The 25,595-nt window shown below is 67.3% G+C and carries 21 protein-coding genes; 4 read left to right on the top strand and 17 right to left on the bottom strand.

The annotated features are described in order from the left end of the window. Position 1: 1 nt before the first annotated feature. From FHT19_RS11395 to FHT19_RS11345, 11 genes are all read right to left on the bottom strand, one after another. Positions 2-307, bottom strand: a complete 306-nt coding sequence (locus FHT19_RS11395) for an urease subunit beta (protein WP_169475212.1) — start codon at positions 305-307, stop codon at positions 2-4. A gap of 11 nt (positions 308-318) precedes the next feature. Continuing rightward, the gene (locus tag FHT19_RS11390; protein WP_168557483.1) at positions 319-621 is read right to left on the bottom strand and encodes an urease subunit gamma; all 303 of its coding nucleotides are present in this window, start codon (positions 619-621) and stop codon (positions 319-321) included. Positions 622-631: 10 nt separating this feature from the next. Continuing rightward, positions 632-1,489: an urease accessory protein UreD gene (locus FHT19_RS11385; RefSeq protein ID WP_169475211.1), complete on the bottom strand. Its 858-nt coding sequence runs from the start codon at positions 1,487-1,489 to the stop codon at positions 632-634. Between the two features lie 71 nt (positions 1,490-1,560). Next, positions 1,561-3,306, bottom strand: a complete 1,746-nt coding sequence (locus FHT19_RS11380; RefSeq protein WP_169475210.1) for a methyl-accepting chemotaxis protein — start codon at positions 3,304-3,306, stop codon at positions 1,561-1,563. Positions 3,307-3,347: 41 nt separating this feature from the next. Next, on the bottom strand, positions 3,348-5,879 hold the full coding sequence (locus FHT19_RS11375; protein ID WP_169475209.1) for a TonB-dependent receptor: 2,532 nt from the start codon (positions 5,877-5,879) through the stop codon (positions 3,348-3,350). Between the two features lie 209 nt (positions 5,880-6,088). Then, positions 6,089-7,240, bottom strand: a complete 1,152-nt coding sequence (locus FHT19_RS11370) for a DUF2332 family protein (RefSeq protein ID WP_211184893.1) — start codon at positions 7,238-7,240, stop codon at positions 6,089-6,091. 116 nt (positions 7,241-7,356) lie between these two features. Continuing rightward, entirely contained in the window at positions 7,357-8,160 is an 804-nt protein-coding gene (locus FHT19_RS11365) for a copper resistance protein B (protein WP_169475208.1), read from the bottom strand. Then, positions 8,157-9,923 carry a copper resistance system multicopper oxidase gene (locus FHT19_RS11360; protein ID WP_348981792.1) on the bottom strand — a complete coding sequence of 589 codons (1,767 nt, stop codon included), beginning with the start codon at positions 9,921-9,923 and terminating at the stop codon, positions 8,157-8,159. The genes FHT19_RS11365 and FHT19_RS11360 overlap by 4 nt, the downstream gene beginning before the upstream one ends. A 4-nt stretch (positions 9,924-9,927) precedes the next feature. Continuing rightward, positions 9,928-10,518 (bottom strand): RNA polymerase sigma factor, encoded by a 591-nt coding sequence (locus FHT19_RS11355; RefSeq protein ID WP_248290414.1) that lies wholly within the window; start codon positions 10,516-10,518, stop codon positions 9,928-9,930. Between the two features lie 15 nt (positions 10,519-10,533). Next, positions 10,534-11,001 carry a periplasmic heavy metal sensor gene (locus FHT19_RS11350; protein ID WP_169475206.1) on the bottom strand — a complete coding sequence of 156 codons (468 nt, stop codon included), beginning with the start codon at positions 10,999-11,001 and terminating at the stop codon, positions 10,534-10,536. After that, a complete protein-coding gene (locus FHT19_RS11345; protein ID WP_169475205.1) occupies positions 11,001-11,324 on the bottom strand; it encodes a hypothetical protein in 324 nt (107 codons plus the stop codon). The genes FHT19_RS11350 and FHT19_RS11345 overlap by 1 nt, the downstream gene beginning before the upstream one ends. 155 nt (positions 11,325-11,479) lie before the next feature. On the opposite strand from FHT19_RS11345, the gene FHT19_RS11340 reads away from it, so the two are divergent. Further along, positions 11,480-11,866, top strand: a complete 387-nt coding sequence (locus FHT19_RS11340) for a copper resistance protein CopC (RefSeq protein ID WP_169475204.1) — start codon at positions 11,480-11,482, stop codon at positions 11,864-11,866. Positions 11,867-12,890: 1,024 nt separating this feature from the next. On the opposite strand, the gene FHT19_RS11335 is transcribed toward FHT19_RS11340, so the two are convergent. The 4 genes from FHT19_RS11335 to FHT19_RS11320 form a co-directional block, all read right to left on the bottom strand. Then, the gene (locus tag FHT19_RS11335; protein ID WP_169475203.1) at positions 12,891-14,144 is read right to left on the bottom strand and encodes a replication initiator protein A; all 1,254 of its coding nucleotides are present in this window, start codon (positions 14,142-14,144) and stop codon (positions 12,891-12,893) included. Between the two features lie 352 nt (positions 14,145-14,496). Then, on the bottom strand, positions 14,497-15,681 hold the full coding sequence (locus FHT19_RS11330; RefSeq protein WP_169475202.1) for a ParB/RepB/Spo0J family partition protein: 1,185 nt from the start codon (positions 15,679-15,681) through the stop codon (positions 14,497-14,499). A gap of 50 nt (positions 15,682-15,731) precedes the next feature. Then, a complete protein-coding gene (locus FHT19_RS11325; protein WP_168557494.1) occupies positions 15,732-16,934 on the bottom strand; it encodes an AAA family ATPase in 1,203 nt (400 codons plus the stop codon). A gap of 299 nt (positions 16,935-17,233) precedes the next feature. Further along, positions 17,234-18,241: an MBL fold metallo-hydrolase gene (locus FHT19_RS11320; protein ID WP_169475201.1), complete on the bottom strand. Its 1,008-nt coding sequence runs from the start codon at positions 18,239-18,241 to the stop codon at positions 17,234-17,236. Between the two features lie 246 nt (positions 18,242-18,487). Between FHT19_RS11320 and FHT19_RS11315 the strand changes: the two genes are divergently transcribed. The 3 genes from FHT19_RS11315 to FHT19_RS11305 all read left to right on the top strand — a co-directional run bounded on the left by FHT19_RS11315 (position 18,488) and on the right by FHT19_RS11305 (position 22,175). Beyond that, on the top strand, positions 18,488-19,198 hold the full coding sequence (locus tag FHT19_RS11315; RefSeq protein ID WP_248290413.1) for an MnmC family methyltransferase: 711 nt from the start codon (positions 18,488-18,490) through the stop codon (positions 19,196-19,198). 165 nt (positions 19,199-19,363) lie between these two features. Continuing rightward, a complete protein-coding gene (locus tag FHT19_RS11310; RefSeq protein WP_248290412.1) occupies positions 19,364-21,508 on the top strand; it encodes a response regulator in 2,145 nt (714 codons plus the stop codon). 208 nt (positions 21,509-21,716) lie between these two features. Beyond that, on the top strand, positions 21,717-22,175 hold the full coding sequence (locus FHT19_RS11305; RefSeq protein WP_169475052.1) for a histidine kinase: 459 nt from the start codon (positions 21,717-21,719) through the stop codon (positions 22,173-22,175). 16 nt (positions 22,176-22,191) lie between these two features. Here the strand turns inward: FHT19_RS11305 and FHT19_RS24620 are convergent, their stop codons facing one another. Together FHT19_RS24620 and FHT19_RS11295 are read right to left on the bottom strand one after the other, a co-directional pair. Continuing rightward, entirely contained in the window at positions 22,192-23,769 is a 1,578-nt protein-coding gene (locus tag FHT19_RS24620; RefSeq protein WP_169475199.1) for an ATP-binding cassette domain-containing protein, read from the bottom strand. Then, positions 23,766-25,442, bottom strand: coding sequence for an ATP-binding cassette domain-containing protein (locus tag FHT19_RS11295; RefSeq protein ID WP_169475198.1), 1,677 nt, complete (start codon positions 25,440-25,442; stop codon positions 23,766-23,768). The genes FHT19_RS24620 and FHT19_RS11295 overlap by 4 nt, the downstream gene beginning before the upstream one ends. Positions 25,443-25,595: the final 153 nt, after the last annotated feature.

Genomic DNA, 25,595 nt, shown 5'->3' with positions numbered 1-25,595 from the left:
GTCAAAGCGCTCCCATCACGGCGCCGCGAAACCCGATGACCACGCGCGCGCCTTGATAGGGGATCAGGGCAACGTCGCGCGATTGGCCCGGCTCGAACCGCACCGCCGTGCCGCTGGCGATATCCAGCCGGTGCCCGCGCGCCGCCGCGCGATCGAAGTCCAGCGCCGGGTTGGTTTCGGCAAAGTGGTAATGACTGCCCACCTGGATCGGCCGGTCGCCGGTGTTGGCCACCGTCAGCACCAGCACCGGGCGCCCGGCGTTGATCTCGATCTCGCCATCGGCGCACAGGATTTCACCGGGGATCATGACGGGTTCCTTCACCGGATGGGCTTGTGCACGGTCACCAGCTTGGTGCCGTCGGGAAAAGTCGCTTCCACCTGGATGTCGTGGATCATCTCGGCAATGCCGGGCATGACCTGCTCGCGCGTCAGCACGTGGCCGCCGCTGGCCATCAGGTCGGCCACGCTGCGCCCATCGCGCGCGCCTTCCACCACGTGTTCGGTGATCAGCGCGATGGCTTCGGGATGGTTGAGCTTCACCCCGCGCTGCAACCGCCCGCGCGCCACCATCGCGGCCATCGCCACCAGCAGCTTGTCCTTCTCGCGCGGGGTCAGTTGCATCGCGTTCCTTTCAGCAGGTCCAAAGCGCCGGCAGGCGCGGCGCCAGCCCGAACACCGCCGCGCGCATGGCGCAGGCCGCCGCCATCACTTGCGCGCGCAGCGCCTGGGGCTCGGGCGCGGCCCAGCGCAGCAGCAGCATGCCATCGAAACTGGTGGCCCCACCATGGGGCGCAGGCGCCAGGCTCCGCGCCAGATCGAGATGCCTGGCCGCATCGCGCCCCACATAAAGCATCGTGGCCAGCGCGCGGGCCTGGCCCAGCCCATGGGGCAGTTCTCGGGAAAGCGTGCCCTGCCCCGCGCCATCGCCGTGCATGTGCAGCGCATCGGCCCAGATCAGGCGTCCATCGCGGCGGATATGCCAGGCATCGTGAACCAGCCCCTGGGTAAACGCCTCGCCCATGGCGCCGCGCCCCAGCACGAGCGTTTCGACCGCCAGCAAGGCGCCATCGCCGTCCACATCGGCTTGCAGCCGGCGACGCAGCCGCGTGCCCTGAAACAGGATGGCTTCCTGGCCCAGCCATTCGCAGCGCCCGCCCGCACCCACGCTCAGGTGCGTTTCCACGGCAATGTCGGGATCTTCGGGCAGCACGCGATAGAGCTTTTCGGCCGCTTGCGTGGTCACCGTGCCGCAGGCCCCCGGCTCCACCACCACCTGCACTGCCACGCGGTCTCCGCCGGTCAGGCCGCCGCTGGTGGTCAGGCTCACGGCCAGGGGAAATTCGCCGGCCGCGGCATCGGGAAACAGCAGGCGGCAAGGCGCCTTCTGGTAGATATCACTGATCCCGTTGCCACCAAATGCCACGCGCGACAGGCCGGTCAGGCGCTGGTGCCCGGTCAGGCGCTGATGGCGGGCGGGGATCGCATGCATCGTGGCATCAGGCTATGCCCCGCCAACCCCGGCTCATGTAGCCAATTGCGCAACACGGCGTTGCCGCGCGCTCACGCCGCGCGCAGGTGGCTTCCCCCGCTGCGTGCGCCCGCAGCGCCATCGTCGATGCGGAAGCTGGCGAACGATTGCGCCAGCATGTTGACTTCGCGCGCCAGGCTTTCGGTGGCGGCAGTGGTTTCCTCCACCATGGCCGCATTCTGCTGGGTCATCCCGTCCATCGAACCGATTGCCGTGTTGATCTGGCTCAGGCCCGAAGACTGCTGCGTCGCGGTTTCCGAAATGGCGGAAATCACCCCGCCCACGCCACTGACCTTGGCAATGATCCGCTGCAGCGATTCGCCCGTATCATGCACCAGTTCAGAGCCCGAACGCACATGCTCGGTCACCGCGCCCACGCGGGCCTTGATTTCCTGCGCGGCTTCGGCGCTGCGCTGCGCCAGGGCGCGCACTTCGCTGGCCACCACGGCAAAGCCCTTGCCCGCCTCGCCGGCGCGCGCGGCTTCTACCCCGGCGTTCAGCGCCAGCAGGTTGGTCTGGAACGCGATCCCGTCGATCAGGGTAATGATCTCGGCAATCTCGCGGCTTGCCTGGTCCACGTCGCTCATCGCGGCAATGGCGCGGCCCACCACGTCGCCCCCGCGCGCCGCTTCGCTGCGCGCCTCGGCCATGGCCTGGTTGGCATTGCTCGTCAGGTCGGCATATTCCATCACCTTGCGGGTGATATCGGCCATGGCCGTGGCCGAAGCCTGGACATTGGCGGCCTGGCGCTCGCTGCGGTTCGAAAGGTCGATCGTTGCCTGCTTGATCTCGCCGGTCGTGCTGTTGATGCTGGCGATGGAGCCCTTGACCGTGCGCATTGCCGCGCCCAGCCGGCCCAGCGCCTGGTTGAAGTGGTCGGCCAGTTCCTGGAAATCGGCGGGCAACCCTTCCAGCCGCACGGTCAGATCAGCGTCGGCCAGCGCGTGCAGCCCTTCGGCCAGGCACGCCATGGCGCGCTCGCGATCCTGCACCGCGGCCACGCGCATGCGCGCGGCATCGCGGAACACTTCCACCGCGCGGGCCATTTCGCCCAGCTCGTCGCTGCGGTCGGCATCGGGAATGTCGATCTCGTTGTTGCCCTGCGCCAGTTGCTTCATCGTCTGGGTCAGCAGGGTGATCGGCGCGGCAATCGCCCGGCTCAGCATGCGCGAAAGGAAGAACGGCAGCCCGATCAGCAGGATGCCGCCCAGCGCCAGCGTCGCCCAGGCCAGCGTGATGGCGCGGCCCTGGCTGGCGGTGTTGGCGTCGATCGCTTCGCTCTGGATGTCGCGCAGCTTGCGCAGCGGCAGGACCGCATCGGTCACCAGCACCGCCTTGCCCGCCGCGCGCACCGCTGCCTGGGCGCCCATCTGGTCGCCAGACTTGACCACCTCCACGTACTTGTCGCCCCAGTTCTTCCGCCAGGCCTGCGTGGCCGCGCGCGATTGCAGCACCAGATCACGCTCGATCGGATCGGTCAGCGTGGTTTCCAGTTCGCGGCTCACCTTGTCGTAATCGTCGCGCCCTTCGTAATAGGACTTGAGATACGAAGGATCGGCCGTGACCAGGTAGCCGCGCAGCTGGCTGTTCTGGCGCAGCAGCGCGGTTTCCAGGGTCAAGGATGCGGCGTGAACGCCGCGGCTGTAGTCACTGCGTTCGGCCGATGCGCTGATCTGCGCGATATTAAGACCAAAGATCACGCTCATCAGCGCGGCCGTCAGCGCCACAGCCATCAGGGCAAAGACCAGCTTGCGGGGAATGGGCAGGTTGCGTTCCATATGCGATCTTTCGGCCTTGGCCATTTGGGGGAAACGAACGATCAGAAATCGAGCCGCAGCGAACCGGTCACGGTGCGGCCGTTGAGGACCTGGGCATTGGCAAGGCCGCCCGCCGGAATGCTGGCCGCACCCAGTTGCACGATGGCCAGCTTATCGAACACGTTGAAGGCGCTCAGGCCCAGTTCCAGCCGCCGCAACGGGCGCACGAAGACATAGGGGCTGACCAGCACATAGCCCGGCTGCTTGAGCACGTTGCTGTCCTGGGCATAGCTGCTGCTCAGGCCATTGACCTGCGCCCCCACGTTGAACAGGTCGGTGGCGTATTCGGGCCGCGCCTGAAACAGCAGCGAAGGCTGGTGGCGCGGGGTATGGCCCACCACCGTGGGATCGTTGAGATCGCTGTCGATGCGCGCCTTCACATACGTGGCGCCCAGCGTCAGCCGATAGGGGCCATGGTGCGCTTCGGCTTCCAGTTCCACGCCCTTGGCGCTGTAGTCGCGCTGCACGTTGAGCACCACCGTCGTGCCGCTGTCGTCGGCGCTGATCTGGTAGTCGTTTTCGTGCGAAGAGGCCCAGAACCCGGTAACATAGACCGCAAAGGCCGACTTGCGCAGCTTGAAGCCCGCCTCGGCCTGCTTGACCGGGGCATGGCTCAGCGAGGAATCGAGCAGCTTGCCCGTCTGGCCGTTGACCACCGGGGTGAACATGGCGCGCTCGCCGGTGGCCCGGCCGCCCTTGCTGTACCGGGCAAAGACCGATGCGTCGCTCGCCAGGCGATAATTCACGCCCGCCGAATACGAGACATAGCGATAGGTGTAGTCGGCAATGCCGGGGCGCTCGAGCGGCAGGATCCCCACCGCGCTTTCGACGCCGCTGATCGTGCCATCGTGGTTCATGTCGATGCTGCCGGTGCCGTTGCGCCCATCGCCCAGGTCGCCGCCAAACAGCGTGCCGCTCACCTTGCCGGTGTCCAGGCGAAGGCTGCCGCCCACGGAAACGCGGCCGAACTGGTAATTGACCGAGGCGTAGGGCGCCAGCACGCGATATTCCAGGTCATAGCGGCGATGCCAGGCCGAAGGGTTGCCCAGCGAGCCCATCCCGAACGAGGAAAAGCCACCTTGCGTCCTGGCGGTGCCATCGGCGGCAAACACATCGACGAGCGCCGATCCGGCGTGGCCGGATACTGAAGTGACCGCGTTGTTGAAATTGAACAGCGTGTCGACCGATTGCTTGGCCGCATAGAGCCCGGCCGTGGTCGTCAGCTTGCCATCGCCCACGGGCCACACCCGCGTGGCGCGCAGGTCGTTCGCCACGTGGTCAAGCTTGTTGAGCTTGGCATTGATCTCGAACTGCAAGGCCAGCAGGCCATTGCCGCCGATCGTGGCAGGATCGGCAATGGCCTGCCCTGCCGATGGCCCGGTGGCATAGGCGAACGTGGCGCCCGGACCCGCCACCATCAGCCCGATCACCGAGGCAGGGGCAGTCGCCACCGGCAGTTCCTGGTTGTACGCGCCGCTGTTGGCCGAATAGTGGAACCGATCCGAAACCGTCCACCCGCCCAGTTCGAACTGCGTCTCGAAACCGACGCTGCGCGACTTGCCGCGAATGCCCTGGCGCCCGTTGATCGCCATGGGATTGTTGCTTTCATCCAGGCCCAGGCCCGATGCGGTATAGCGCGTCAGGAAAGTGTCGCGCCGCGCGCTGGTGCCCGGCACGTTGCTGATCACCGGCTTGGCATTGCTGCCCGAAAGCAGCACGGGATATTCCGAGTAGTCGGGCTCGCGGTCGTCCAGGAACTTGCCGTAGAAGCGGATATAGCCGCCGGCGAATTCGCGCGTGACGTTCAGCTTGACCTGCCCGCCCGAAAAGGCGTTGTAACCGATATGGCGCGGCCCCTCGCCGGTGCGATAAAATCCACCCACGTGAAAGCGCCAGCCTTGCCCAAGGGGCGAGCCATAGGAAAAGTCCATGCGGTTGAGATCGTAGCCCAGCCCGCCGGAATAGCGCACGGCACCCCCGGCTTCCTCGCCGGTCTTGGAAATCAGGTTGATCACCCCGCCCGGCGAATTGGACGCAAACGTCGAAGCCGAACCGCCGCGAATGGCCTGGACTTGCGACAGGCTGAGATCGGCACGCACGAAGGAATCGAGCAACCCGAAGTGGATGTCGCCGAACTCCATCACCGGCAAGCCGTCTTCCTGGATGAGCAGGTACTTCGAACCATCGCCCGACAGCGGCAGCCCGCGCACGGTCATCGACGAATAGCCGTCTGTCCCGGTGGATTCGACGCGAACGCCCGGCATGTTGCCGATGATCGCAGCCGTCGCCGTCACGCCCAGGCGCTGCAGGTCGGCTTCGTCCAGCGACGTTGCCGAAATCGCCGAATCCAGCAGGTCGCGCCCCTTGGCAACGCCGGTGCTGAATGTCTTGGCGGCCCGCGCCGGGGCGGCGGCCACCGCGCCGGGGTGATGCCCTTCTCCCGCATGGTCAGACACGTCTGCACCATCGGCGGCAAAGGCACCGGTGGAAACCATCATCGTGGCGGAAGCCAGCAGGGTAAAACGCAAGGTCATTTCCGATCTTCTCCCGATGCAACGGCATCTCCTGGGCCGGATTAGGGAAGGATCGCGAAATTATCTGTTGCGGTTATATAGGCAGATTTGCGGAGGGTTAATGCAACCAGCGCAATAGAAATCAAATTTCTACGCAAACATACTTACGTATTTTGCGAAGATCGTGCCGTTTGACCATGGCGCGTCGGTTCCAGCTCCCACCTGCCCTTTCAGGCAAGCCACTCGATCCATTCGCCATAGGGATGGACGCGCGCCAGGGTCTGGGTTTGCCCGCCGCTCCGCACCCCCGCGCCCCAATGCGTGGCCTGCAACATCACCGCGCTGCGATCCGCCGCCCATTCCAGCCCGATCCAGGCCAGCGGCCGTTCGGGCGTGGCCGCAGCGCCGGCGCGGATGATCGTCGCGGTAATCTCGCCGCGCTCCCCGGCAGACAGATACTGCATGACCATCGAATGCACGATCACCCTGCGGGTGCCCTGGGCCTGCGGCGCGGCCAGGCGGCGCTCCAGCCAGGGCGCGGCGCTTTCGCGGTCCACCAGCGGCGGATGGCGGCGCGCGATCGCGATCGCGGCCTGCAGCCGCGCCAGGCGGTCGGGCTTGTCGGGCCAGACATAGGCCTGCATGCGCGTGGCGCTTGCCGGTTCGCGTGGATCGATCGGCGCCAGGTCCACCCCGCGCGCGCTGGCAATGCGCAGCGCAGCCGGCGGTGGAGATGCCCCGCGCCAATCTGGCACGATGGACAAGGGCGAATTCGCCGGTCCGCAGGTCGTGCGCCCAAGGATATGGCGATAGTGCCCCAGATTGAGATTGAGACCTGCACTGGCGCCCACTTCCAGCAATTCCACCGGCAGCGGCCCTTGCCTGTCCAGCGTCAGCAGCGCAGCGGCAAAGGCGGCCGATCGCGCCACTTCGTTGGTCTGGGTGGGGTGGGCCATCCAGCCGATGACAAACCCCTGGTGCAGCGCCAGCGCTTCGCCCACGGCCGCTTCGAAATCACCATTCTGGCTCGCAAACAGTGCGGCAAGGCGGGGCGGATCGCCCGCCAGCGCAAGGGCATGCAGCGCCGAAGCCAGCCTGAACGCCACGGCATCGGCGCCGAATTCGCCCGGCCAGTTGTCGAACATCAGCGCCAGTTCGGGGGCTTGGTCAAGTTGCCGCCAGGCCGCTTCCAGCAACCGCGCCACGAAAGGTGAACCAAGGGCGGCAATGCGCGCGGCGTGGGTCCGCAAGCCATCCCGCCGGGGCTCCGCCACCACGCCCACCCTGGGCCCCGCCCCCAGCCCGGCGTCCCGGCCAAAACGCTTGCCCTGCCCCGCGGCGCTGGCCACTTCGTCTCGGGCCGGCAAAGAAACCGCCATCATCGTCAACGCCAATCGTGCCTGATCCATATCCACTTGCACGATATGGACGATCAGGCCCCAACAGGCCTCCACCACCCGTCACGTAGAGATGCGTAGTCCCCCGTTCATGATGGCCATCACCACCAAACCCGCACCCCGGCCAGCGCGCGCAGCGCCGCGGCTTTTTCGCCGCCGGCGCGCATCGCCCGTGCAGTGCCGCCCAGCTGCCGTTCCCACGAAAGGCCAAGATAGGGCGCAAACGTGCGGCGCAGTTCATAGCGCAGGCGCAGGCCCGCCTCGACCCGGTCGATTCCGGCGCCGCGGTCCCGGCTTCGGTCGCCGTGCAGGTCCGGCATGGCCTGCGCCGCCCAATCCAGTTCCACGCGCGGCTGCGCCACCAGGCGCTGGGTCACGCGTTGGTCATAGCTTGCTTCGGCCCGCCCGCTCACTTCGCCGCGGGTAGACAGGAAGACCGAGGTTTCCACATCGAACCAATAGGGTGCCAGGCCCTCGATGGTCAGCGCGGCATGGGTACGCCCCTGCCCTGCCCCCAGGTCCTGGCGCAGGCCCGCGCGCAAGTTGAACCAGGGATCCAGGGCATGGAGCCAGCCGGCCTGTGCTTCGGCGCGGTCCAGCCGCCCGCCAAAGGCCCCCTCGCCGCGTGTTTCGACGGCCAGCCGGTCGCTGTCGCCGCCCCACCAGCCCTTGGCTTCCCAGGCATAGTCGTCCCCGCCGCGCAGTTCCAACTGGTCCACCATCACCTGGCTTACCGCCATGCCACCGCTTTCGCGAACCAGCGCGGTTCGTGCCCGCGCCATGGCCTGCGGATCGAACAGCGCATCGGCAGCGTGATCGGCCGGTGGCGCCGGGGGCGCCTCCTGCCCGTGCGCCACGCCGCTGCCCAGCGCCAAGGCGGCGGCCCATCCCAGGCCGCGCTTCATGCCGCCTGCTCCCGCACGGTGACCACGCGAAACATGCCCGCATGCATGTGCAGCAGCATGTGGCAGTGAAACGCCCAATCCCCCACCGCGTCGGCCGTCAGGTCGAAGCTCGCCTTGCCGCCGGGCAGCACGTTGATGGTGTGCTTGCGCGGCGCGGCTTCCTCCGCCCCGTTCACCAGGTCAAAGAAATGGCCATGCAAATGAATGGGATGGGGCATCATCGTATCGTTGATCAGCGTCACCCGTACCCGCTCGCCGGCACGAAATGCCAGTGGCGCAGGGTTCTCGCTCAACTTCACCCCGTCGAACGACCACATGTAGCGTTCCATGTTGGCGGTCAGGTGTATGTCGAGGCTGCGCGTCGGCGGCGCCTGGGCGCGCGGCACCCGCGCCTTGAGATCGGCATACGTCAACACGCGATGGTCTACGTCCTCCAGCCCGGTCGGCCGGTCAGCCAGGCGGTCCACCGGCGCGGCGGCCAACGTCGCCACGCCCGGCCCCATGCGCATCGTGGGCGGCGCCAGGCTCTTGTCGCGCATTTTCATGCCGCCGTGGCCATGATGATGGGCCGGCGCGGGCTCTGGCGCCGAAAGGTCCAGCGTACCGGCCGCCATGTCCATCCCGGTCATGTCCATCCCGGTCATGTCCATGCCACCCATGCCCATGTCGCGCATGGTCAGCAGCGGCCGCTTGCGCCGCGGCGGGATCGGTGCCGCCATCCCCGCTACCGGCGCAAGGGTTGCGCGGCACTGGCCCGATCTGTCGATGGCTTCGGCAATGATCGCAACGGGTTGCATCGAATTGGGCTGCACGATCAGGTCATAGGTTTCGGCAATGCCGATCTGCAGTTCATCGGTTTCCACCGGCGCCACGTCGCCACCGTCGGCCGCCACCACCTGGATTGGCAAGCCGGGCAGACGCACGTTGAAATTGGTCATCGCCGCGGCATTGATCACGCGCAGCCGCACTCGCTCGCCGGGGGTAAACAGCCCGGTCCAGTTGCCCGCGCTGTCGTGGCCATTGATGCAATAGCTGTAGGTAGACCCCGTCACATCGGAAATGTCGGTCGGGTCCATGCGCATCCTGCCCCAGTCTAGCCGGTCGGCCAGGGACTGGTCGCGCCCGGCCAGCAAGCCGGCCAGGGTCTGCTGCTGGCGGTTGTAGAACCCGCCCTGCTGTTTCAAGCGCTTGAACAGCATGTGCGGGTGCACGTCGGTCCAGTCGTGCAGCATCACCACGTGCTCGCGCGCGGCCGCTTCCGCCTCGCCCGCGGCAGGGTCGATCACGATCGGGCCGAACAGGCCCATCGCTTCCTGCATCCCACTATGGCCGTGATACCAGTATGTTCCGGCCTGGCGCACGGTAAACACATGGTCAAAGCTCTGCCCTGGCGCAATGCCGGGATAGCTGATGCCGGGCACGCCATCGAACTGGAACGGCACAAGCAGACCGTGCCAATGGATCGAGGTGTCTTCGTCCAGGCGGTTGTGCACGCGCAGACAAACCTGCTGCCCTTCGCGCAGGCGGATCATGGGCCCGGGCGTCGTGCCGTTGACCGTGACGGCATGGCCACGCCGCCCGCCCAGCACGACCGGCGCATGGCCTACCGTCAATTCGATCAACTCGCCCGAAAGCGTGGCCGGCGCCGCGCCCATCGCGCTATACCGCATGCCCGCGCCATCGCCCATGGCGCGCGCCCATTCGGGCAAGATCGTGCCCATTCCTGCGCCGCCCAATGCGGCTATCATCGTGCGTCGATCCACGGTTTCAGTCCTCTTCGCCAAGCACCTGGGCAAGGCGCTTTCTTGCGCGGTAAACTCTTGTTTCCACAGCTTTCTCGCTCAACCCGAGCAAAGCGGCAATATCGCGCTGCGCCATGCCCTCAACGCCGTGCAGCACGATTGCCTCGCGCAAGGGCGCCGGCAGGCCTGCAATGGCATTGGCCGTGCGCACCAGCTCGGCCCGCGCGCCTGCTTCCTGCTCCGGCCCAGGGGCTGGATCGGGCACCTGCGCTGCCAACTCCTCGCCGCCGCGGTCGTCGCCCGTTGCACGCCAGCCCAACCAGAACCGCCGCACCGCTTGCCGTCGCCGCCAATCACGCCCCTTGTTCAGTGCAATCCGTCCCAGCCACCAGCGCATGGGCCGCTTCGGGTCATAGCGCGCCAAGGCGGCAAACGCGGCGATGAAGGTTTCCTGCGTGACATCCAGCGCGGCATCGGCCTGCCCGGTCTGCGCCCAGGCCACGCGATAGACGGCCTGGCGATGGCGCACCATGAGGTGGCGATAGGCCTGCTCGTCCCCCGCCAGGGCCGCGCACACCAGCGCGGCATCGTCTGCCTGATCCAGCCCGTGGCGCACGCTGCCGCCGGCCCGTCAGCGGCGTTGCACGGGCTGCGCCGCCGCATCGGGCGTTGTCCGGGTCAGGGCCGTGACCATGGCTTGGTCAAAGCGCACCTGTTGCTCGGGCCGCAGCACGCCGCGCATGGCAAACAGGTGTTGCAGCGTTTCCTTTTGCAGCATGCCCATGGCCTGATGCGAACGGTCCACCGCCGCCGCCACGCGCGGGCCATAGCCCTTTTCCGCCACGATCGCCTGTGCCAGGTCGCGGTTGTTCTGCGCCATCTGGGCGCCATAGCGCGCCTGCGCCGCGGCATAATCGCGTTCCAGCCGCGCAATCGCCTGCTCCTGGCCGGCATCGAGCGCCAGATCGCGATGAATCAAGGTGTGAAACGTGGTTTCCAGGGGCTGTGCGGGCCGAAACAGCACGCGCCCTACCCCCACCCCAGCCAAGGCCGCCACGAAGGCCAGCAAGACCGCCAGGGCCGTTTGGCGCGCGCCCATCACCCTGCCCCCAGCAAGACCACCGAAGGCGCCTGTGGCGGCAGCGCCAGCGGCCCTGCAGCCAGGCTTCGTGCGTCCTCTCCGGGCTGCGGCGCGCGCAGCGACGGTTGCTGCTGGGCCAGCCCGCCCGCCAGGCCCACGGCCAAAGCCAGCGCTCCGGTCCAGGCGAGCTGGCGCCGCGCCTGGGTCTGTTGGCGGCGCAGGGCAAATCCTGCCATCACCGCCTGTTCGGCGCCCGCCCAATCGAGCGCTGCTCCATCCGGCGCGACATCGGCCCGTGCACGCAACTGGGCCAGTCTTTCGTCCACGCTGGTCATCGGCATCGGCATCTCCTGTTCGCACCCTTGGCGCCGTTACCGCATCATACGCAGGCCGCGCCCTGCCCCCTCACCGCCATCGAACATTTTTTGGCGCGGCGGCAAGGGATCGCGGCATGGCATGCGTATCGGCTTTCAGGATATCCTCGAAAGGCTCGTACATGCACTCTCGCTCGCTTTCCGCGCTTGCCTTGGTCGGCGCCATGCTGGCCGCCCCCTTCCCCGCCCTGGCCAAGCCATCGCTGGCCAGGGCCAGTCCGGCGGCAGAGACTGCCGTTTCCGCCCCACGGCAGATCACGCTCACCTTTGCCGAGCCGGTGTCCCTGCCCACCGCTCCCCTCGCCCTGGTCATGACGGCGATGCCCGGCATGGCACACCACAATCCGATGACCGTCACCGGCTTCGCCACCCGGCTTGGCGATGACGGGCGGACCCTCCTCGCCACCCTGCCGCGCGCACTTCCGGCCGGCACCTATCGCCTCACGTGGCATGCGGCAGACAAGGGGGGCGAAAGTGCCGAGGGCAGCTACAGTTTCACCGTCAAATAGAAAGCCGCGCAGGAAGGTCGTTCAAGAGACTGAAATTGCACATATTTTCATTTTCGGCCGGTTTTGCCCTGATTTGCGGCAAAACCGGCCGAAATTCGTTGTAGCTGCCAACCGCCGAAGTTTCGCGCTATCTATTTGGTTTTTAATCCTAAATAACGCGAAATGGGTATTTCGAGGCCACCTGCACCGGATTTGCCAGTTCCTCCGCTGGGCGTCCATGCACGGCCGCCGCAGCCATGCCCCTTCCCCCTTATCAATCAGACCAAAGAGTCTTCCCGCGGGTTAGATCCTCTTTAAAGGGGTTAGACAAGTTAAGGGTGCGATCCACGCGGGCGAATCGCCGTGACTTCGCGATTCGTGCAAATGCCCCTGTTCCCGATAGATCGAGATTGTGTTCCTGATGGATCGATGCGCCGTTCCTGAAAGGTCGTCTCCGCGTTCCCGATGGATCGACGGGCCGTTCCCGAACGGTCGAAACCCGCGTTCTGGCGTTCCCGATAGGTCGAACTTTGCCACGAACAGCCCAATGGACGCGACGGTTTGAATTTCTTTTTTGGAACAGGCCGCGTGGAAGGTTCAATTGCGACAGAGGATTTCGCAGCCCTGCTCGCGGCCACCAACAGACACGACACATCGCGAACGGATCGAGCAATCGTAGGATGCAGCGCATCGCGGTTTGCTTGGTTGTCTGCCAAATAGGGATGATCGTCGCGTTCGGGCATTGCTCGCGTTCGTCCACTCTCGCCGGTTCCTGATCCCGCCGCCGCCGTCGTCGTGTCCTGCCGGCAAGGCGCGTTGGAGCGGGCAAGTGTGTCTGCGCGTGGCATGGTGGATATTGCCCCCTCACCTCCCCTCCCCCGCCCCGCGCTTGCATCGCATATGGCGCGCTCGGTGTTTGGGGGGTGGTATGACGAAGGATGGATCCGGCCAGAGAGCCGCGTGGGCCCTTGGCGCGTTCCCCTGCTGATCGTCATTGGCCAGCAGGGGAAGCGCGCGGGCGTGATTGCCTGCGTGCGCGGTTGGCTCAGCGCAGGGTGTGGCGGTGCTTTTCGTGATGGCGCTTGGTCCAGCCGATGAAAGCACGCTGCCAGTCGGCCGGGGTGCGTGCGGCATCGGCTGAGACCCAGCGTTCGAACTCGGCATGCAAGGCGTGGAAGTCCCAGCCCGGGCAAGTCTCGCGCAAGTGCGCCAGGGTTTCATCGGTCATGAAGCCGCGGGTGGCGGCGTGGCTCAATCCGGCAATGGTCGAGCGGATCAGGCTGCGTGCATCGACCGTGGCAGGCTTTGCAGCAGGGGCAGGCGTGGCCGCAATCGCGGGCGAAGCCGTGCGCGCGGGGGTCGGCTCCGGTCGGGCTTCGGGTGCGGGCAGGGCCTGTGGGGCGGGCAGTGGGGCGGGCAGCGGTGAGTGTCGTTTCCCCGGGGAAACGACTTCGGCGCCGTCCTTGCCGTCCACCCGGCGCATGCGCAATAGCGGTTCGCCGGCCTTGCCTTGTTCAACGCTCAGGGCATAGCCGGGCAGGGCATCCTTTTCCGCCAGCTTGAGGATTTCGAACTTGAAGCGGCGATATTCGCCTTCCGCGCCCGATTTTTCGAACAAAGTCGGCATGGCAATGGCAAAGCCGTCTTCGCCGGCACCGCCAGCGTGCTTGCGCGCCACTTTGTACAGCCAGCGCTCGCGGCCACCGGTGATGTTGAAATAGGCGCGGTCGATCGCCAGGACGCCGCCTTGCATCATCACGCCTTCCCAGAACCAGTTGGATAGCTCCAGCGTCATGCCCTTGGAACGCTCGGTGCGTTCGTCGACCAGCTGGGTCCAGCCATCGAGCCACGAGAAGGTGGCTTCACGGCGGTTTTCGGCGCGGATGTTAGTCTTGATCGTGGTGGCAACCAGTCGATCGAGCGCCTGGCCCAGCAGTTCATAGGCGCGCCCGGTGGTGGGGCGGCCGATCGCGCGCAGCAGGTCATAAGGCATGATGTTGAGCTTGCGCGGCACATCGTTGGCACCACGCCGCACCATGTCGGCCAGCACGCTGGCGCAATAGATCAGGATGTCCGCGTCCCAGATCGTGGCCATGCCATAGTCCGGGTTGCCCGAGACGTGCACCCACAGCTTGCCGTCGGGGCTGGTGTAGCCGATCGGCTTGGTGCGCTTGGTCTTGGCCAGCGAAAAGAAGGGGCGTTCCATCATCTCGCGCTGGTCGCGCAAGGGCATGTCGGCCACGTAGGGCAGGAAGACGTCGAAGCGTTCGCTGCTGGCGGAAGGTTTGCTGCGGGTCATGGAGATGCCGGTATTGCTGGATGGGGAAGGGGAAGCAGATGCGCCAATACCCGGTACCGGCAAGGGCCGGACCGGGGCAAGGTTGGGGGGATGGGAAAGCTGTGGGGAGGGGGGAAGAACGAGCAAGAGGGCGGCATCGCCCGCTTTGCGCCAAAAGTTCCGCCCATGCGGCGCCAAGGGCCCGCTCTGGCTTGCTTCAAGACATGGGAGGTTGCCCGTGACGGGGGCGCCGGTGCAGCGCCGGCCCAGGTCAATGGGGTGAGGGGGGGCGGGCCTCCCTCGGGTTGTGTTCTTGAACTGGGCAAGGCCAAAGGCCCAGATGTTTCCCCGGGGAAACGGGGAAACGCTGGTCTCACCGCTGCATGCCCTTGCCTTGGGATTCGAGAGCTTCAAGCGCGGCGCGCACGCCTTCGACGAGGTCTTCGGTCGTCGCGCCGGTGCCGTTGTGCAGCTTGAGCGTCACCCCCTGGCGACCGGCCGAGAGCACCGAGACGGCACAGCGCCCGGTGGCCGGCGCATCCCACACGAACAGCGGCCCGCGCGGCGCCTGGCCAGCGCTGGGCGCCGTGAGCAGGCGCTGGAGCACTTCGGCCGAGGCCAGCATGGGCCGCCCACCGCTGCGGGCGGCATCCTGCTCGCGCGCGATCTGGCGCGCTTCCTTGAGGATCAGGGCCTGCGCGTTCTTGTCATCAAGGGCTTGGGCGAGGGCGTAACCGGGCTTGAGCTGCACATCGGCAGGCGAAGCAAATGCGTCGATCACGGCATCGGGAATCGTCGCCACGCGCAGCATTTTGGAAAGCCAACCCTTTGACAACTTTAGCCTTTCCGCCATGCGGGTGAGGTGGTTGCCATAGTGGTCTTTCAAGGCCAGCGCGTAATTGCGGGCGCGTTCGAGATCCGAAACGTCCTTGCGGGCGCGGTTCTCCAGATCGGCCAGGCGGAACGCGGCTTCATCGTCGAGCTGGGCAACCTGGGCGAGGAACTGGAACTGCGGATAGGAATTGGCGCGTAGCCAGGCAATCGACCAATGGCGCCGCGTTCCCGCAATCACTTCATAGTCATAGGCCGGATCGCCTTCCAGGCGGCGCACAACCGCCGGCACTTTCTGGCCGCCTTCGGCGATGATCGAATCGATCAGTTCGCGACAGGATTCCTCGGACAAGTGGGCATAGGAACGGGCATTGCCGGCCCAGACGCGCACCCGCGCCGGATCGAGCAGCAGTTGCGTGACCTGGCGCACTTCCCCGCTGGCAACCCGTGCGAGCGCGCTTTCGCGGTTGAGCAGCGTTGTGCCGCGCAAGGGGCCCAGGCCCGGCGATGCCGCGCGTGGAGACTGCGCCGGTGCAGGAGCGGGTGCGGGGTCTGCGCGCGGGGCCGGTGTGGCGTCCTCCGCCACGCCCGAGGGGCGCGCAGAGGGCGTGTTGTCGATCACCGCAGGCGCGATGGGCGCTGCCGGGGCCGCGCTGGGCGAGGGGCTGGCGGTTTCTTCGTCTTCCGCCAGCAGCGCGGCGAGGTAATCGGATTGCTTGCGCGCCATGGCGTTAGAACCTTGCGAAGAACGGGGCAGAGGGAAGGGGAAGGGTGGCTTCAGGCATGGAGCACATCCTCTTCACGCGCCGGGGCAATGCGGCCCCAGCCGGTGCGCACCAGCTGTTCGATCTGGCCCAGTGCCTCGTCGAGGTTGGCGCGGCAACGCTTGTGCGTCTTGGCCGTCCCGATCGGCTTTTCCAGTTCGTAGATCGTCATCATGCGCAAGGCGGCGTGGCTGATTTCCGCGCTTTCCAGGATGGGCACGGGCAGCAGGGCAGGGCCAAAGGTCTGCTCCATGATGGTGCGGACCATGGCGTGGCTGGGATCGTTGCCGTCAAATTTCGAACAGATCAGGCGAACGAATTGATAATCCACGGCAATCCCGGCTTCAACCAGCTGCGCGATGACCTGGTCCATCATGGAGAGGAATTGCACGGTGGAGCAGAAATCGGGGGTGGTGGCCGCCAGCGGGACAAGCAGGGCATTAGCCGCCTGCATCACCGCCAGCGAGATCGTGCCGAGCGCCGGCGGCGGATCGAGGATCACCACATCGTAATCGCGAGCGAGGTCGAGCAGCCCTTGCTTGAGCTTGCGGAAGCGCGCCGCCAGCACGGACTGCCCATCGGCGCCGGCCGCGGCGAGTTCGTATTCCACGTCGAACAGTTCGAGGTTGGAAGGGATCAGATCGACATTGGGCCAGGGCGTGCGCTTGACCGCGTAGAGCAAGTCGGCCTGGGTCGGGTCGATCGACAAGTAGGGGTAAAGGGTTTCCTCCCGCGTGATGTTGAAATGCGGGTTGAAGCCGAACAGCGTGGTCGTGGTGGCCTGGCTGTCGCAATCTACCACCAGAACGCGATAGCCCTGCACTGCGAAATAGTGCGCCAGGTGGGTGGTGACGGTGGACTTGCCCACCCCGCCCTTGAAATTCTGCACCGCGATCATCGCCGGCACGTCTTGCGGCCCGCGCGTGGGCATGGCGCCCAGCACTTCGCGCATGTTGAGCATTTCGGTGACGCCATAGCCGATGCGCCGGCCGTTGTCGCCCGACGGGGGCGGGGGCAGGCGGCCATCATCCTCGGCCATGCGGATGCGGTTGGTCGAACAACCCAGCAGGTGCGCGGCTTCGGCAATGCCGAAACGCACGTTGAGTCCCTTGCGGCTTTCCGGCAGAAAGGCCTTGCGCCGCAAGCGCTCGATCATCCGCTCCCCGGCTTGGGCCAGATCGCCGATTTGCCCCACGATTGCATTGGTATCAGCCATCATCCGCCCGTTTGAAGCTGTTGATGGGTATGCATAGCAAATTTCATTCAATCGGGCAACTTGGTGGTTTACCATCGCAAGAGCGCGCAAAAACGGCGCAGCATGCATTCCATTGGCCCTTTGGCCGAGGCAATACATCCTTTTGCCGGAATAAATCAAATCATTGAATTAAAATCATAAATTCTGCCATGCAGCGAGACCGCCATCCCATCGCCGCGCCGCTTCGCTGGCCCAGACCCTTGATGTCGATAGGAATTCCGCAACGCGGCGATCGGCCTTAGGCCGCCCGCATCATAGAATCACGCGACCGCCCCGCGCGCCGGAATATCGGCAACCTGGCCGGGATGCAGCGCGCGAAAGCGTTCGGGCGCGATTCCCTGCGCGGCAAGCGCGGCGTCAAGCTGGTGCAGCGGGTCTTCGCGCGGCTCGTCGGTCAGCTTGAACGTGCCCCAATGGATGCCGAGCGCCCGGTCGGCATCAAGATCGCGCATGATCGCCACCGCTTCGGCCGGGTCGGTATGCTGCGCGGCCATGAACCAGCGCGGGTCATAGGCGCCGATCGGCAGCAGCGCGCAATCGACCGGGCCGAAGCGCGCGCGCAGGGCACGAAAGATCGCGCCGGTGCCATAGCCGGTATCGCCGGCGAAATAGACCGTCCGGCCTTGCGCGCACAGCATGAAGCCACCCCACAGCGCCATGCGGCGATCGCGCGGACCGCGCGAGGACCAATGCAGCGCAGGCACGAGATGGGCCTGCGCGGTGCCGGCCGGATCGAGGGGGTGGGCCTGGTGCCAATCGAGCGCGGCAAGGCGGGCGCCGGGCACATGGCGGCGCACGATGCTGTCGTTGCCCAGCGGGGTGATGATCAGCGGCGCATGGGCTTTGGTCAGGGCCTTGAGCGTGGCCACGTCGAGATGATCGTAATGGTTGTGCGAAAGCAGCACGGCGTGGATCGGCGGCAGGTCTGCCAGCGCCACGCCTGGCGCAGTAACGCGGCGCGGACCGGCAAAGCGCACCGGGCTGGCGCGCTGCGCCCAGACCGGATCGGTCAGGATGTTGAGGCCGCCCAACTGGATCAGCACCGTGGCATGGCCGACCATGGTGATGCGCAGGCCTGGCACCGCCGCATCGGGCCGGGCCGGCGTGACCGGCACCGAGGGCGGCCAGGGGTTGTCGGGCGCGGTGCGGCGCCAGCGCAGCACATCCTTTAGCGAGCGATCGGTTTCGGGCTCTCCGGCGGGATTGCGGAAGCGCAGCCCGTCGAAATGGTCGCTGACAGGGCCTTGATAATAGGGATTGCGCGGCATGCGGCCCTTTCGCGGTGGCGCGGGGGAGTGGAGGCCCACCAAGTGGGTGCGGCGTGGCGGAAATTCCAGGGGGATGGCCAAGCGCGATTGCATTGCCGGGCCAAGTCACTATGGGCTGTTGCTGCGTCGGTGCCGTGCCTGTGACTTGCGGGGTGGGCATTTCCCCCCTCTTGCTTGGTCCTTTCTCGCCATGGCCGTTTCATGCCGTTGCGCCCGGGCCGTGCCGTTGCCGCGATTGGATACCCTTTGGCCCAGACCACGCTTGCCCCGCATCGGGACGAGAAGATCCGCCTGATCGACAAGGCGCGCCTGCCCGGGGGCGGCGAGCTGCTCCTGCTGCAAAGCGGCGATTCCTTTTCGATCGAGTTGGACGAAGAGGAATTGATGGGCAACACCGACTATGTGTCGGAACAGGCCCTGGCGACGATGACCGCCCAGCGCCTGCGCCGGCACAACGGATCGATCCTGATCGGTGGACTGGGCATGGGCTTTACCCTGGGTGCGGCGCTTCAGGCCTGGGGCAAGGGCGCACGCATCCGCGTGGCCGAACTGGTGCCCGAAATCCTGGCCTGGGCCAAAGGGCCGCTGGTGGATGTCTTTGCCGGCAAGCTGGACGATCCGCGCGTGACCGTGACGCTGGGCGATGTGCACGATGTGATCGCGCAGGGCAGCGTGGGGGGCAGGGGGCAATTCGATGCCATCCTGCTGGATGTGGACAATGGCCCCGACGGGTTCGTGCAGAAGGAAAACGACCGGCTTTATGGCCCGGACGGCTTGCGTGCCGCCTATGCCGCGCTGCGGCCGGGCGGCATCCTGGCGGTGTGGTCGGCCGATCCCGACGCGCGCTTTACCCGCGCGCTGGCACGCGCCGGCTTTGCCGTGGAGGCCGTGCCCGTGCCAGCCTATGAAGGCGCGCGCAACGATGTCCACTGCCTGTGGTTTGCCACGCGGCGCTAGGCGGCGTGGCAACGCCGCGCCACTTTGCGGCGATGTTCTGAAAAAGCGTGGCGCGATCGTAATTTGCGGCACTTTTTGCCCGCCCGTGCGTTGGGGACGCCGAGGCGCTGGGCGCGCTTTGTCGCCGCGACTGGCTGGGCAAGAAGAAAAGGACAGGACCGCATCGTGACACAGGCCCCGGTTGAGATGCTGTCGCGCGCGGAACTGGAAAGCGAAGTGCAGCGGCTGCGCCATGCCGGGTCAGCGGCCGATAACGCCGTCGACACGGCCGACGCGCGGCGCCAGGCCTTGTTCGAAGCGATCGACGATGGCTTTTGCATCATCGAGTTCTTCGATGGGCCGCATGGGCCCTTGAGCGACTATCGCCATGTTGAAGCCAATTCGGGTTATGAGCGCCACACCGGGATTGCCGGCATCGTTGGCAAGACGCTGCGCGACATTGCCCCGAACGAAGCCGATGGCTGGCTGGAACTTTATGGCCGCGTGCTGCGCACGGGCGAGCCGGTGCGCTTTGAACGCGAATTCATCACCGCCGGTCGCTTCATCGAGGTTTCGGCGCGGCGCGTGGGGCCGCAAGGCAACCGCCAGGTTTCCGTGCTGTTCCGCGACATTTCCGAGCGCAAGGCATCGGAATCGGCACTGCGGCAAAGCGAGGCGCTGGCCCGCGACAATGTGCAGCGGGTGCAACTCGCGCTTTCGGCCGGCGCTATCCTGGGCACCTGGATCTGGGACTTGCCGAGCGGGCTGGTGAGCGTGGACGAAGGCTTTGCCAATGCCTTTGGCGTGGAGCCGGGCGCCGATCTGGCGGCCCTTCGCGTCGAGCGCTTGCTTGGCGCCATCCATGCCGATGACCGCGCCGGGGTGGATGGTGCGATTGCCGCCTGCCTGGCCCAGCCCGGCCCCTATCGCCACCAATACCGCGTGCGCGGACGGCATGGGCGCCATGCCTGGGTGGAAGCGGTAGGGCGGGTCGAAGCCGACGCGCGCGGGGCGGCGGTGCGCTTTCCCGGCGTGTTGCTGGATCTTGAGACGCGGCGCGCGGTGGAAGCCGAGCGCGACCGCGTGACCGAGGAACTGCGCCGCCTTACCGAAACCCTGGAACAGCGCGTGGCGGACCGCACCGCCGAACTGATGCATGCCGAAGCGCAGTTGCGCCAGGCCCAGAAGATGGAAGCGGTCGGGCAGTTGACGGGGGGCCTTGCCCACGATTTCAACAATCTGCTTGCCGGTATTTCCGGCGCGCTGGAAATGATCGGCTCGCGCCTGGCGCAGGGCCGCTTTGCCGAAGTGGAAAAGTACCTGGCGATGGCGCAATCGGCCGGGCGCCGCGCTGCCGCGCTGACCCATCGCCTGCTGGCCTTTTCGCGGCGCCAGACGCTCGATCCACGCCCTACCAACGTCAACGACCTGGTCGATGGCATGGCGGACCTGGTGCGGCGCACCGTTGGCCCGGCGATCGCCGTGGAGGCAGTGGGCGCGGCCGGGCTGTGGACTGCGCTGGTCGATGCCAGCCAGTTGGAAAACGCGCTGCTCAACTTGTGCCTCAACGCGCGCGACGCCATGCCCGATGGCGGGCGCATCACGATCGAGACGGCCAACCGCTGGTTCGACGAGCGTGCCGCTGCCAGCCACGAGATTCCGCCGGGACAATACCTGTCGCTGTCGGTGACCGATACGGGCGTGGGCATGTCGGCCGATGTGATCGCCAAGGCTTTCGATCCGTTCTTCACCACCAAGCCGCTGGGCCAGGGCACAGGGCTTGGGCTGTCGATGATCTATGGTTTTGCGCGCCAATCGGGCGGCCATGCGCGCATCTATTCCGAAGTGGGAAGCGGCACCACGGTGCGCATCTACCTGCCGCGCCATTACGGCAGCGATGAAACAGCCCACGATACGATCAGCGCCTTTGCCGGGGCGGCGAACGCCTCTGCAGCGCCTGGGCAAGGGATCGTGCTGGTGGTGGACGACGAGCCGCTGGTGCGCATGCTGGTCGTCACCGCATTGGAAGACATGGGGCACACCGTGCTTGAAGCCGAAGACGGCGCGCAGGGGTTGAAGATCCTCCAATCGGAAGCCGCGATCGACCTGGTGGTGACCGACGTTGGCCTGCCGGGTGGAATGAACGGGCGCCAGATGGCCGATGCCGCGCGCGGACACCGGCCCGATACGCCGGTGCTGTTCATCACCGGCTATGCCGAAAACGCGATCATCGGCAACGGCCACCTGGAACCGGGCATGCAGATCCTGACCAAGCCTTTCGCGGTGGGCGACCTGGAACAGCGCGTGCGGGCCATGCTGATGGGGCGCTAGGGACCATCTTGGCCATCGCGCCAAGGCCTTTCGACTGGCTCGGGGCGGACCGAGATAGGGATGTGAAATCCTTATGAAGACCGTTGCACGACCCGGATGGGTCGGCGTGTGCTTGCTGAACAATCGGCGACGGCCGGTTCAAGTTTCGGGCAGGATGCCTGGCATAGCCTGTGTCTTGGGATGGACACCCAAGCACGGGAGACACACGATGAAGATGGTTCGCATGGCCGCGCTGGCGGCGGTGGCAATGGTTGGGGTTGGGGTTGGTGGCGCGGCCGGCCTGGCCCAGGCACAGGCCTGGAACGGATATGGCCAGGGCTATGGCGGTTACGGGCAGGGCTATGGATCTGGCTATGATCGCGGTGGGGATTACTGGCGGGCCAAGCGCAAGGCCGATTATGTTTGCTCGGGCCAGCGGGCGCATGCGCTCGAAGCGCGCCTGGCGCAGGAAGTGAACCAGGGCGATATCGATCCTCGCCGCGCCGATCGCATCCACGATGCCATCGATCAGCTCGAAGGCCGCCAGCGCTATGAATGCGGCGGTGGCGACTGGCGCGCGGTCAGCGCGCTGACCACCCGGTTCGACCGCATCGAAGGCTGGATCAATGCCGAGGCCCGCCAGGGCGGCTGGCGGCGGCCGCAATATGGGCGCGGCTGGGGCTGGTGATGCCTGGGGCCGGTGATCAGGCGATCGGCACCGCCTGTTGCGCCAGGGCGGCCAGCGCCGGGCGATGGCTGACAAGCACCAGGCCGGTGCCGGTCTGATCCAGCCACGCATCCAGGCGTTCGCGCAGGCGCGCCTCGGTGGCCAGGTCCAGCCCCTCGCTCGGCTCGTCGAGCAGGAGCCAGGGGCGCCCGGCCAGAAGAGCGCGCGCCAGGACGAGGCGACGGCGCTGGCCGCCCGACAGGCGCGCGCCGTCGCCGCCCAGCCATTGGTCGAGGCCTTGGGGCAGGGGGGCCACGACATCTTCGGCGCAGGCGACATACAGCGCCCGTTCCATCGCGGCACGGGTCCGGCCGGGGCGGGCAAGCGCGAGATTGTCGGCCACGGTGCCCGCGATCAGCGGGGCGGACTGGGGCATCAGCGCCAGGTGCGGGCGCAAGGCGGCAAGGCCCAGCGCGCGCGGATCGTGCCCGTCGATGGCCAGCATCTGCGGCGCATCCTGGCGCAAGCCGGCGAGGGTTTCCAAAAGCCGTGTCTTGCCAGCGCCCGATGGCCCGGTGATCAGCACGCGTGCCCCGTGTGCAAAGGACTGGCCGGCGATGGTCAGCACCGGCCGGCCTGATAGGCTGACAAGCGCAGGGGAGGGGGCAAGCGGCGGCGCTTCCCCCGCCTGGTCCAGCCGGGCCAGGGCCAGCCGCATTTCCGGACCGCGGGCGTCATGGGCGGCAAGGCCGGACCAGGGCTCCAACGCGGCCAGGGCGGCAAGCAGGCCCAGGGCAAGCAGCGGCGCCGGCGCTTGTGCCAGGGTGACAAGGACGGCGAGCGTCAGCCCCGCGAGCAAGGTTTGCGTGGCGGTGAGCCAGGCTTCGGCACGGGCCAGTGCGGCCTGCGCGCGCGATTGCGCCTCGGCGCGCTCGGCAAGGGCCTGGGCCAGTGCCGGTGCCAGGCCATAGACGGCAATGTCTGCCGCCGGGCCGGCCATTTCCGCATAATCGGCAGCCAGCGCGGCGTGGGCAGCGGCCAGGTCTTGCTGCGCGCCGGGCAGCAGGCGCCGCGCCATGGTGCGTGCGGCCAGGCGCATGGCTGCCATGCCCAGCGCCAGCGCCAGCACCGCGGCCCAGCCCAGCGGCAGGGCCAAGCCCAGCGCCACGGCCGCAGCACTCCACGCGCCCACCCGCGCCACGCGGCGGATCGCGGCGTCTTCGAGCAGATCGACATCGCGGCCAAAGCGCGCGGCCATTGCCCCGCTGCGCCCGGCGTCGCGCCCGGCCAGGGCCGCCTGTGCCACGCGGGCAAACAGCGTGGCGCGCACTTCTGCCAAGGCAAACAGCGCGGCGCGGTGGCCCAGCATCCGCTCGCCATAGCGGCTGGCGGTGCGCACAATCGCCGCAGCGCGCAGCGCGGCGCTGGGCAGCAGATAATTGAACCCGGTGACTGCCAGCGGCCCGGCGAGGCCGGCCAGCGCCGCGCCGGCCAGGAACCAGCCGGCCACGCCCAGCAGCCCCACCGCGCACAAGGCGGCCATCACCGCGCAGGCCATAGCCGCGCGCAAGGGGCCGCGCTGGCGCAGCAGCGGCATCGCGATCAGGGCGCTCATGCCGCAGTCTCCCCAGCGATGTGACAACGGCTTTGCGCCATGGCGGCAAGATCGGCATCATGGGTTGCAGCCACCACCAGGCGATGCTGCGCGCATTGCCGCAGTACCGCGCGCACGGCGGCGGCGCTCATGGGATCGAGATCGGCGGTGGGCTCGTCCAGCAGCAGGACCGGCCTGCCCGACAGGATCGCGCGGGCGAGGCCAAGGCGCCGCCGCTCCCCGCCCGACAGGCCCGAGCCGCGATGGTCGAGCAGCATGCCAAGCCCGCCGCGCTGCGCCATCATCGGGCCAAGGCCAAGCTCGTCCAGCAGGGCCAGCATCGCGGCGTCATCGGTGGCGCCGCCCAGGGCCAGGTTGTGGCGCAAGGTGCCGGGCAGCAGGGCCACGGCCTGCCCGGCCCAGCCGATCGCGGTATTGATGGCGCCGGGCGAAACTGCGTTCTCATCTGCCTGCAGCGTGCCGGTGGCCAGCGGCACCTGCCCGATCAAGGCCAGCAGCAGCGAGGATTTGCCGCTGCCGGTGGCGCCGGTCACGGCGTGGAGCCCCGGCCCCGCCCAATCCCATGCGAGCGGGCCGATCGAGGCGCCGCCGGGATAGGCGATGATCACGCCCGCGCCGTGCAGGCGCGCCGGCGCGCTGACTGGCGCCACGGGTGCAGGCAGGGCTTGTGCTACGGCGCCGATAGCGTCCAGCGCCGCCTCGCCGGTCTGCTTGTCGTGATAGGCGGCGGCGAGGCGCCGCATGCCGAGGTAGAATTCCGGGGCGAGGGCCAGCGTATAGAACGCCTGCGCGAGAGTCAGCCGCTCGGGCGCGGGAAACGGCAGGAGGCCGAGCAGCGAAAAGCCGCAATAGACCGCGACCAGCGCCACGCAGAGCGCCGCAAAGAATTCGAGAATGGCGTTGGAGGCAAAGGCCACGGCGAGCACGGCCATGGTGCGTCGCGCGACGTCTTGCGTCGCGCTGGCAAGCTGGCGGCCGATACGATCTTCCGCGCCGGTGGCCAGGATCAGCGGCAGGTGCGCGATGCGATCGACGAACAGGCCGGCGGCACGGGTCAGGGCCTGGTGCTGGGCTTGCGCTTGCCGCGCCGCCATGCCGCCTGCCAGGATCAGGCCGAGCACGAAAGGCACCAGCGTGGCCAGCATGATCGCGGCGCACACCCAGCTGGCGGGGGCCACGGCCGCCGCGATCAACAGCGGCGCCAGCGCGCCCGCGCCGCGCAAGGGCACGAACCGCGCCACCAGGCCTTCGGTGCGATCGACGGTGTCCACCGCCAGGTGCACGTCTTCGCCCACCAGCGCCCCGCGCAAGGTGCGGCTGGGCAGCAGCGCGGGCCACAGCCAGGCGCGCAGGGCCTGCTGGAACCGTGCCGCGCCGGCTTGCCCTGCCACCCGCGCACGGCCCAGCGACAGCGCACGCCATGCCGCGCCCAGCGCCAGCAGCGCGGCGGCCGGCCAGGCCGGCAGCACGCCATCGGCGCGCGCGGCCACGGCCCAGGCCAGGCCCAGCGCAACGGGAACCGCGCCTACGCCTTCGACCAGCCACCATGCCGTGGCGGCCAGCACGCGGGGCGGATCGACCGGGGGCCGCGCGGCAGATGCCAGGGGTTCGGATGGGGATGCGGCCGAGGATGCGGCCGAGGATGCGGGAGGCGTGTGAGACAATCTGTCCATCTTATTATAACAGGAAACGATGACATAAGCGGCGAGCGAGTCGGGAGACCTGGCCTCGCGCTGGATTTTTCTTTTCGCGATCGGCGTTTGCCGCAAGAAATCACATGCAGGATTGATTGCCGTCAAATTGCGGCAGCGCAGCAGGGTTTAACG

The sequence above is a fragment of the Novosphingobium sp. SG919 genome, assembly GCF_012932495.1.
GTDB lineage: Bacteria > Pseudomonadota > Alphaproteobacteria > Sphingomonadales > Sphingomonadaceae > Novosphingobium > Novosphingobium rhizosphaerae.
Note: the sequence above shows the minus strand (reverse complement) of the source record. Positions and strands in the feature narration are given on the sequence as shown.

Bases quoted from the DNA above. Each gene is read 5' to 3' on its own strand.
- FHT19_RS11395 (WP_169475212.1), bottom strand. From the start codon at position 307: ATGATCCCCGGTGAAATCCTGTGCGCCGATGGCGAGATCGAGATCAAC.
- FHT19_RS11390 (WP_168557483.1), bottom strand. From the start codon at position 621: ATGCAACTGACCCCGCGCGAGAAGGACAAGCTGCTGGTGGCGATGGCC.
- FHT19_RS11385 (WP_169475211.1), bottom strand. From the start codon at position 1,489: ATGCATGCGATCCCCGCCCGCCATCAGCGCCTGACCGGGCACCAGCGC.
- FHT19_RS11380 (WP_169475210.1), bottom strand. From the start codon at position 3,306: ATGGAACGCAACCTGCCCATTCCCCGCAAGCTGGTCTTTGCCCTGATG.
- FHT19_RS11375 (WP_169475209.1), bottom strand. From the start codon at position 5,879: ATGACCTTGCGTTTTACCCTGCTGGCTTCCGCCACGATGATGGTTTCC.
- FHT19_RS11370 (WP_211184893.1), bottom strand. From the start codon at position 7,240: ATGATGGCGGTTTCTTTGCCGGCCCGAGACGAAGTGGCCAGCGCCGCG.
- FHT19_RS11365 (WP_169475208.1), bottom strand. From the start codon at position 8,160: ATGAAGCGCGGCCTGGGATGGGCCGCCGCCTTGGCGCTGGGCAGCGGC.
- FHT19_RS11350 (WP_169475206.1), bottom strand. From the start codon at position 11,001: ATGGGCGCGCGCCAAACGGCCCTGGCGGTCTTGCTGGCCTTCGTGGCG.
- FHT19_RS11345 (WP_169475205.1), bottom strand. From the start codon at position 11,324: ATGCCGATGACCAGCGTGGACGAAAGACTGGCCCAGTTGCGTGCACGG.
- FHT19_RS11340 (WP_169475204.1), top strand. From the start codon at position 11,480: ATGCACTCTCGCTCGCTTTCCGCGCTTGCCTTGGTCGGCGCCATGCTG.
- FHT19_RS11335 (WP_169475203.1), bottom strand. From the start codon at position 14,144: ATGACCCGCAGCAAACCTTCCGCCAGCAGCGAACGCTTCGACGTCTTC.
- FHT19_RS11330 (WP_169475202.1), bottom strand. From the start codon at position 15,681: ATGGCGCGCAAGCAATCCGATTACCTCGCCGCGCTGCTGGCGGAAGAC.
- FHT19_RS11325 (WP_168557494.1), bottom strand. From the start codon at position 16,934: ATGGCTGATACCAATGCAATCGTGGGGCAAATCGGCGATCTGGCCCAA.
- FHT19_RS11320 (WP_169475201.1), bottom strand. From the start codon at position 18,241: ATGCCGCGCAATCCCTATTATCAAGGCCCTGTCAGCGACCATTTCGAC.
- FHT19_RS11305 (WP_169475052.1), top strand. From the start codon at position 21,717: ATGAAGATGGTTCGCATGGCCGCGCTGGCGGCGGTGGCAATGGTTGGG.
- FHT19_RS24620 (WP_169475199.1), bottom strand. From the start codon at position 23,769: ATGAGCGCCCTGATCGCGATGCCGCTGCTGCGCCAGCGCGGCCCCTTG.
- FHT19_RS11295 (WP_169475198.1), bottom strand. From the start codon at position 25,442: ATGGACAGATTGTCTCACACGCCTCCCGCATCCTCGGCCGCATCCTCG.